We start from the raw sequence: 8,488 nt of genomic DNA on the forward strand, positions 1-8,488 counted from the left end.
TGGACCGCCTGACTTATTGCTGCGATATTTTTGAGACGGGCAATGATTCTTACCGGATGAAACACCGCTCATAGGGTGGCTCAATTTTAGACCACAACTGTGGCTCAGTTTTGGAATGGAATTGACACCGTATTCCAACCAGTTCGTTCACTCGCAATGCTGCTGTGCAGAATAAATCGATTATGCACCACTGCCTCATTGCCTGATAACACTCCAAATCCTCAGGCTCAAGCCATATCAACTTATCAAGCTGTATCATACACGGAAGCTTAGGATGCACTTTAAAGGTTCTGCATGCTGAGAAGCAGTAACTGTGCTGAGAATGTGAAGTCGCATACCATCTTCCAAACATATTCCAAGCCTAAATATATAAATTTAGGCTCGGATTGATAACACCGTTTCTACCTGTTGTTTTTAACAATAGCTTGTGATACTCAACAAGTGTCTTTTTAAAAACTTGCAGACTTACCAATGTCTCATCTTGGTGTTTATAGCCTAAATCCACCAAAATCAGTCCAAATTGGTTCAGCTTCGACAAATACGCCGACTTCGTCGATTTCGAATACTTTTGCTCCGCAATGAACTCTTGGAATATGTAATATGGCCAATATGCAGAGTTTGACTTTACCTTCCGTAATTCCCTATTATATGCCATATGAAACATAAATCCTTTACTTCCCCAGAGAGGTTACAGCGTAAATTTATTTTTCATAAAATTCAACCTATTGAGCAACTTCTTTATCTCTAATACAATATAATAAATTTCAAGTTAAATCTTAAGCAGTAATTTAAATTTGTACTCTGGGAAGGTATAGATTTAAAACACAAGGAGTGAAAAGTCCAATATTAAACAGCATTTTATCTCAACTCATCCAATCCTGGTAAATAATCATAATTATGTTAAATTTTAGATTGCAGCCCTAATTGGCGTGAGGTTGGTAAACAGGTTGCCGTTTTTATCGAGCACGCCGGCAGTGTTGCTCATCATCAAAAGTTTTTCTGCATCCAATTCGGCATTGATATTAAAGGCTTCGCCGTTGCTGTCGACACCGATAGGGGCAACCACGGGAATATCGCCGTAAGCGATGATGCTTTTAACCAACGAGCAGTCGATGCTTTCCAGCACGCCCACTTGACCGATGTCCACACTGCTGCACTCTGGCGCATCGATAAACAGTTTTTTAGCCCAGATAAAATTACTGTCGCAGCCGGTAACGCCCACGGCTTTGCCGCCGTATTGATTGAGCAGCGATACAATTTCTTTGTTTACATGACCGCCCACCAGCACCATCTCCACAATATCCATGGTTTCACTGTCGGTAACCCGCATCCCCTGCATAAATGTGCCTTCTTTGCCCCCTATTGAGCATATCGTTAATCTGCAGGCCTCCTCCGTCCACGCGATCACGGGGTTGATACCCACCAGCTTCAGCAGCGCCATATCTTTGGCAAACCCCTCTTTCAACTACGGATTGTTCATGGCATTGCCCCCGTATTTGATAACGATAGTTTTGCCGGAGAAACGGCGGATATACGGCAAAGTTTCCGATAAGATTTCAGCCTTTTTCGCTGCATCGGCATACTGCATATTAATCATGTTTTTTCATTTAAATCATTGATTTAATATGACATATGTTATACCTGTCCGAAAAAATAAGCCTGCATAGAAACCCACGATAATTCCGCAGTTCACAAACAATCTGGAATTTTTGGAAACCTTTTATGAAAAAATTATCCGCACTCATCTTCACCGGTCTCACATTGGGCACCGCCTTCTCCGTGCAGGCCGAAACCCGCGTCATTATTGACACCAATATGGGTAAAATCGAGCTGGCACTGGACGAAAAAAAGACCGGAAACCGTAGCCAATTTTACTGCTTATGTAAGCAAAGGTTTTTTTCCACCGCGTTATCAATGGCTTCATGATTGAGGACGGCGGCTTTAAGCCGGATATGACTCAAAAAGCCACTGAAAAAGCCATTGTCAATGAAGCTGATAATGGTCTGAAAAATACCGCGGCACCATTGCCATGGTGCGCACGACCAATCCGAATTCTGCCACCAGCCAATTTTTCATCAACGTGGCCGACAACGACTTCTTAAACTTTAAAAATAAAAACGGTTCAAGGTTACGGCTACGCCGTATTCGGCAGAGTGGTTTCCGGCATGGACGTGGTCAATCTATGCCGGACAGCTTGCATTGTCTGCCGAAATAACGGCTGCGTGATTCTCGGGCATGCTTAAGAACGGCACGGTTTACTGTGTATTTGGATATTACGGCGGATACACATGCAGGACGTTTTGGGTTTGAAAAAACAGTAGGCCGCTGTTTGATTTTATTTGGCAGCAAACCTCAGACCGTTTGAAAAACTTTTCAGACGGCCTAGTTTAAGGGCTGTACTAGCTTAGCAGATATGCCCCTCCAAAAATAAAAATAACACCCTGCAAATTAAAGAAAAAAGTGCAAAAATAACTGCTGCGTTTTGCGTGCTTCAAGTTACTGCCGTTCCGCTGTCAATATTTTTGGCATCCATCCCAATTCGGCGGCATTGTTCTACTGCAAAATCCGCCAAGTTATCAACCATTATTTGTTGCCGGCCGCCAACGGGATTTTTCACGGTTGCGTTGAGTCAAGCGAAAGTTATTCCAGTGACAGACGCAAAGGCAGACGCGGACGCGGTACGGCAGGAAAAGTTGTCATCTCCGGCATTTTGAAACGGCACACTCAGGTTGATACGGTTGTAGCTGGCAATGCCGAATCCGAGGCATTAATGCTTGTAATCAAAAAGAAAATCATGCCGGACAGTATCGTTTATACGGACAGCCGGAGTAGTTGCGATACTTTGAGTGTGAACAGTTTTACCCATCACCGCATTAACCGTTCCAAGAGGTTTGCCGACCACAGAAACTATAAAAACCATCAACGGCATCGGGAATTTTCGGAATCAAGCCAAGCGAGTGCTACGTAAATACAACGGAATCAACCGAAAGTCTTTTCCCCCTATTCTTGAAAGAATGCGGGTTTCGTTTTAACTTTGGCACACCAAGTGAGCAGTTGAAAATCTTGCGGGATTGGTGTGGTATTTAGGGCTAATCTACTTCAGCCCCTTTCTTTTTTATCGTAAATTAAATTTAAGATAGAACAAAGTGGTAGACCACAGGCAATACGGGCACATTAAACTGATTCTATTTCTATTGTAGTTCTTTAATTTATTTATGATCCCGTTGTGCTCAATCGGCTTACAAACCTTTTCTTCGGGCTGGTGCTATAGCAAAAACTGAGTGGATTGACTATAATCCTGCCTCTTCTTTCAGACGGCCTATCTCCATGAAGCTCAACCCCCAGCAGCTGCAAGCTGTGGAATATCTTGGCGGGCCGCTGCTGGTGCTGGCGGGTGCAGGCAGTGGGAAAACCGGCGTAATCACCCAGAAAATCAAATATTTGATTACCAATATAGGCTATTCGCCGCATCATGTGGCGGCCATCACGTTCACCAACAAGGCTGCCCGTGAAATGCAGGAGCGCGTAGGTAGAATGTTGCCGAAAAAAAGCACGCGCGGGCTGACTGTCTGTACTTTCCACTCGCTCGGTATGCGCATTCTGCGTGAAGAAGCGCTGCATATCGGTTATAAAAAGAATTTTTCGATACTCGATGGCACCGACAGTGCCAAAATCCTCAACGAATTGTTGGGCGGCACCGGCAAAGAGGCCTTATATAAGACCCAACACCGGATTTCTTTGTGGAAAAACGATTTAAAAACGCCAGAAGACATTATTCAGACGGCCTCCAACGAATGGGACAGGCAAACGGCCGCTGTTTATGCCGGCTATCAGGCTACACTGGAACACTATCAGGCGGTGGATTTTGATGACTTGATCCGTCTGCCCGCCCTACTGCTGCAGCAAAACAACGAGGTACGCCGCAAATGGCAACTTCGCCTGCGTTATCTGCTGGTGGACGAGTGCCAAGATACCAACACCTGCCAATATACCTTAATGAAACTCTTAACCGGTGTCGAAGGCATGTTCACCGCTGTGGGCGATGACGATCAATCCATCTACGCTTGGCGCGGTGCCAATATGGAAAACCTGCGCCAAATGCAGGCCGATTATCCGCAGATGAAAGTGATTAAGCTCGAGCAGAATTACCGCTCCACCGCGCGGATTCTAAAAGTGGCCAATAAAGTGATTGAAAACAACCCCAAATTGTTTAAAAAAACCTTGTGGTCGCAATTCGGTATGGGGGAGCACATCAAAGTCGTGGCCTGCCGGCACGAACAGCACGAAGCCGAATGGGTAGTGGGTCAGATTGTGAAACAAAAACTCATGGGCGGCGACAAAACCCGTTATGCCGATTTCGCCGTACTCTACCGCGGCAACCATCAGGCACGCATATTTGAAGAAGCCCTGCGCAGCGCGCGCGTTCCCTATCAACTTTCAGGCGGCCAGAGTTTTTTCGACAAAGCCGAAATCAAAGACGTGCTCGCCTATATCCGCCTCTTGGCCAACCCCGGCGACGACCCGGCCTTCCTTCGCGCCGCCACCACGCCCAAACGCGGCATCGGCGAAGCCACATTGGGCAAGCTCAATGCCTATGCCCAACAACACGGATGCAGCCTTTATGAAGCCGCCTTAAGCGGAGAGGCGCAGTCTGCACTCGCCGCCGCCAACCGCGAACATCTGCAACAGTTTGTCGCCCTGATGGAAAACTACCGCGCCCACGCAGAACACAATGATGCCGGCGAACTCATCACCAATCTGTTGAACGACATCGCTTACGAAGCGCATTTGTTAAACAACGAAGAAGGCAAAGCGGGCGAAAGCAAATGGCGCAACGTGTGCGATTTAACCGACTGGCTGGCGAAAAAAAGCAGGCAAGACGGCAAAAACATTATGGAAATCGCACAGACCATTGCGCTGATGACGCTGTTGGAAGGCAAAAACGAAGAAGAAGCTGATGCAGTCAAACTTTCCACCCTACATGCCGCAAAAGGGCTGGAGTATCCGTATGTATTTCTGGTGGGCTGCGAAGAAGGCATGCTGCCCCACGCCGACAGCATCGAAGAAAGCAATGTAGAAGAAGAGCGGCGGCTGATGTATGTGGGCATCACCCGCGCCCAACACCGGCTCACAATCACCCACTGTATCAAACGCAAACGCCAAGGCACCTGGCAGTTTCCCGAACCCAGCCGCTTTATCGGCGAGATGCCCCAGGAAGATTTGAAAATCCTAGGCCGCAAAGGAGGTGCCCCCATCGTGAGCAAAGAAGAAGGCAGAAGCAATTTGGCCGGCCTGCAGGCCATGCTGGCGGCTAAAACCCAAAAAGAATAACGGTGGCGGCAACCATCCTGCCCAAACATCAATCCGTGGCTTTTGCAAAACTCAAATGCAACATTCCAAAACATCACAACAAGTTTCTTTAACCGCGCCCGTGCAGGCAAAGACTCTGTTTGTGTTTTATCAATTATTGAAATAAAAACCGGTTGGCTTTCATCCGGAACCCTGCCCGCACCAACAGCAGACAATCAATATTTCAGACGGCTCCAACTCACTCTGTCAACACCACGGATTTTCTAACACCGGTTTTCAGGCACAGCCTCGTTCAGACGGCCTGCTTTGATGCGTGTCAAAACAAACGGCGGCCACGCCGTAAAACACCGGTTAATCTGCTCCGCCAACTTGTTTTCCGGCGTAAAAATAGGTAATAATGCAACACCTTTCCAAACAGCAACGATTCTGCCGTTGCATCTCCTAATATCCCAATAATCAAGAAAGCACGAAAACATGGCGTTAATCGTACAAAAATACGGAGGTACCTCGGTAGGCTCCACCGAACGCATCAAAAACGTGGCCAAACGTATTGCCAAAACCCGTGCCGAAGGGCACGATGTAGTGGTGGTGGTATCCGCCATGAGCGGCGAAACCAACCGCTTGGTGGCATTGGCGCACGAAATGCAAAACCTGCCCGACCCGCGCGAGCTTGATGTGGTTTTGGCAACCGGCGAACAAGTTACCATCGGCCTGCTTGCCATGGCTCTGAAAGACATCGGCGTGCCTGCCAAGAGCTACACAGGCTGGCAGATTGCCGTAAAAACCGATGCCGCCCACACCAAAGCACGCATCGAAAGCATCGATGATGAAGCCATACACGCCGATTTGAAAGCAGGCCATGTCGTGATTGTAGCCGGCTTTCAGGGCGTAAGCAGCCAGGGCAACATTACCACACTCGGACGCGGCGGCTCCGACACTTCCGCCGTTGCCATGGCCGCCGCACTCAAAGCCCAAGAATGCCAAATTTACACGGACGTTGACGGCGTTTACACCACCGATCCCCGCGTAGTGCCCGAAGCGCGCCGCCTAGACACCGTTACCTTTGAAGAAATGCTCGAGCTGGCCAGCCTGGGTTCAAAAGTACTGCAAATCCGCTCGGTTGAATTTGCCGGCAAATACAAAGTGCGCCTGCGCGTGTTGAGCAGCCTTCAAGAAGGCGGCAACGGCACACTAATCACCTTTGAAGAGGACAACAACATGGAAAGAGCAGCCGTATCCGGTATTGCATTCGACAAAAACCAAGCCCGCATCAATGTGCGGGGCGTGCCCGACAAACCCGGCGTGGCCTACCAGATTTTAGGCGCAGTGGCCGCAGCCAACATAGAAGTGGACATGATTATTCAAAACGTGGGAGCCGAAGGCACCACCGACTTCTCGTTCACCGTGCCTCGCGGCGACTACAAACCCGTTTTGGAATCCCTCAACAGCCTGCAAGACAGCATCGGCGCAGCAGAAATCGACGGCGATGACACCGTATGCAAAGTTTCCATCGTGGGCCTAGGCATGCGATCGCATGTGGGTGTAGCCTCAAAAATGTTCCGCACACTGGCCGAAGAAGGCATCAATATCCAAATGATTTCTACTTCTGAAATCAAAGTCTCTGTATTAATAGACGAGAAATACATGGAACTGGCCACCCGTGTGCTACACAAAGCATTCGAGCTAACCTGATTTTCCAGCTTGATTGGAGTGAATACAAAACAGATAGTGTATGAAACATCAATATGGCGGCCTTGACAACATGCGATAAAAATACCCAGTATAAGGTATTGCAATACATTACAACACGTAGCACACATTTGCCATGCTGAATCTAATGGCTAGAGCGAGTCCCATGTGAGCAACTCTTCAGCTAAGGCGTACCAGTATAAAAATGCTGATTAAATATTATTAACAATAGGTAAATGACAGAAAAACAGTAGAAAAAATTAAGATAAAAAGTCTGTATGTGCCAATAATGTACCAAATAAAACAGCCAAAGCACATACCCCACGTTTTGGTGGCTGCATTGATTGCTTGCATCAATTTGCCTTTATTCCCGCCTATCAGCATGAAAATAATGGTATTGCTGCGCATCGTGTAGTAAAGGCGGTACGGCAGCCGCGCCGCCGCAATGCCTGCCTGAATTATCGAACAATGATTGTTTGTAAGATGTGGTCTAATAATTCTGTTCTGCTGTTTCATCTACAACGGGGTAAATCTGCCGCTTTGATGTGGGGAAAGCCTGATTAATGCGCGGGTCTGCGGGTTGCCTATGTAGCTATCCAAGGCATTCAGCAGGCGGCCTATTTCGGGGGTTTGTAACGGTTCGGTAATGCTCTTGATTGAATACGGCCAGCTCTTCCCGCAATTCGGCGGCAGGGTTAAATCTGAAAACCTGATTAACTACGCCATACACTTTGTGGGCGGTGTCGTTTTTCCCTTGCCCCTTGTGCCTCCAGCCGCTGCAAAAGCACCAAAACTTCAAGCAGCATAATTTCGCCTATCGTCTGCGGGCAATGTCGGGGAAAATGTGAAGCTCCAAGCTGCGGATAACGCGCCGTGCATGGTCGGGCTTCCATTTGTCGGGCTTGGCCGCTTGGCCTGCCTGCCATTTGCGGGCAACGGCTTCAAAAGTGTTGGCGGTTTTTGGTCTGCCTGATTTTGCGTTTCTCTTTGCTTGTGTTGTTTGGGGTCAATCCCTTTCACTAGCAGGGCGCGCATTTCTTCCCGCTTGGCTCTCGCTTCTTTCAGGCTTATATCGGGATATGTGCCAAGTCGTATTTCATCGTGCTTTTTATCCTGTGGTCTGGCTTTTTATCCTGTGGTCTGTAATAGCGGAAACGCCAGTATTTCCCGCTTTTATCTGCCTGCAAAATTTCACTTCGATTTCGGGTAATTGATGCGATTTGCTGCAACCCCTATGGATAAAGGGGGTAGTCTGTTTTGGGGTAACCTGTTTTGATAAATTCAGGCATATTTGCCTATTTTTTAATCAATTTTAGGGATATCCATTAAAAATAGGGGCTGACGTAGATTAGCAGTCATGACAGGCTGCCAAAATGAAGATAACCCACTGTAAGTTAAAGAAGAGTCTGCAAAGAAAACTGCTTGAATATTTTGTATTGGAAGTAACCGCACGTTCTGCTGCCGATATCTTAGGTATTCAGCCCAATAC

Annotated in this window: 4 protein-coding genes and 4 pseudogenes; 6 read left to right on the forward strand and 2 right to left on the reverse strand. The window is 47.6% G+C overall.

The window, feature by feature from the left end:
- Positions 1-919: 919 nt before the first annotated feature.
- Positions 920-1,588, reverse strand: a pseudogene (gene argB / locus IR141_RS11430) (acetylglutamate kinase); the annotation flags it as partial.
- A 227-nt stretch (positions 1,589-1,815) separates the two neighbouring features.
- Here argB and IR141_RS11440 point away from each other — a divergent pair.
- From IR141_RS11440 to IR141_RS11460, 5 genes and pseudogenes are all read left to right on the forward strand, one after another.
- Positions 1,816-2,177: pseudogene (locus IR141_RS11440) on the forward strand (peptidylprolyl isomerase); the annotation flags it as partial.
- Positions 2,178-2,472: 295 nt separating this feature from the next.
- A pseudogene (locus IR141_RS11445) lies at positions 2,473-3,087 on the forward strand (IS1595 family transposase).
- Positions 3,088-3,327: 240 nt separating this feature from the next.
- Positions 3,328-5,331: a DNA helicase Rep gene (gene rep / locus IR141_RS11450; RefSeq protein ID WP_135037371.1), complete on the forward strand. Its 2,004-nt coding sequence runs from the start codon at positions 3,328-3,330 to the stop codon at positions 5,329-5,331.
- A 453-nt stretch (positions 5,332-5,784) separates the two neighbouring features.
- Positions 5,785-7,002: an aspartate kinase gene (locus tag IR141_RS11455; protein WP_135037374.1), complete on the forward strand. Its 1,218-nt coding sequence runs from the start codon at positions 5,785-5,787 to the stop codon at positions 7,000-7,002.
- 643 nt (positions 7,003-7,645) lie between these two features.
- Complete coding sequence (locus IR141_RS11460; RefSeq protein ID WP_167743194.1) at positions 7,646-7,807, forward strand: hypothetical protein; 162 nt, start codon at positions 7,646-7,648, stop codon at positions 7,805-7,807.
- Here the strand turns inward: IR141_RS11460 and IR141_RS14245 are convergent.
- Complete coding sequence (locus tag IR141_RS14245; protein ID WP_135037377.1) at positions 7,795-8,094, reverse strand: Arm DNA-binding domain-containing protein; 300 nt, start codon at positions 8,092-8,094, stop codon at positions 7,795-7,797. The two genes, IR141_RS11460 and IR141_RS14245, sit on opposite strands and share 13 nt — an antisense overlap.
- Positions 8,095-8,372: 278 nt before the next feature.
- Here IR141_RS14245 and IR141_RS11470 point away from each other — a divergent pair.
- A pseudogene (locus tag IR141_RS11470) lies at positions 8,373-8,488 on the forward strand (IS1595 family transposase); the annotation flags it as partial.

Source organism: Neisseria sp. 19428wB4_WF04, from assembly GCF_015235335.1.
Lineage (GTDB): Bacteria > Pseudomonadota > Gammaproteobacteria > Burkholderiales > Neisseriaceae > Neisseria > Neisseria musculi.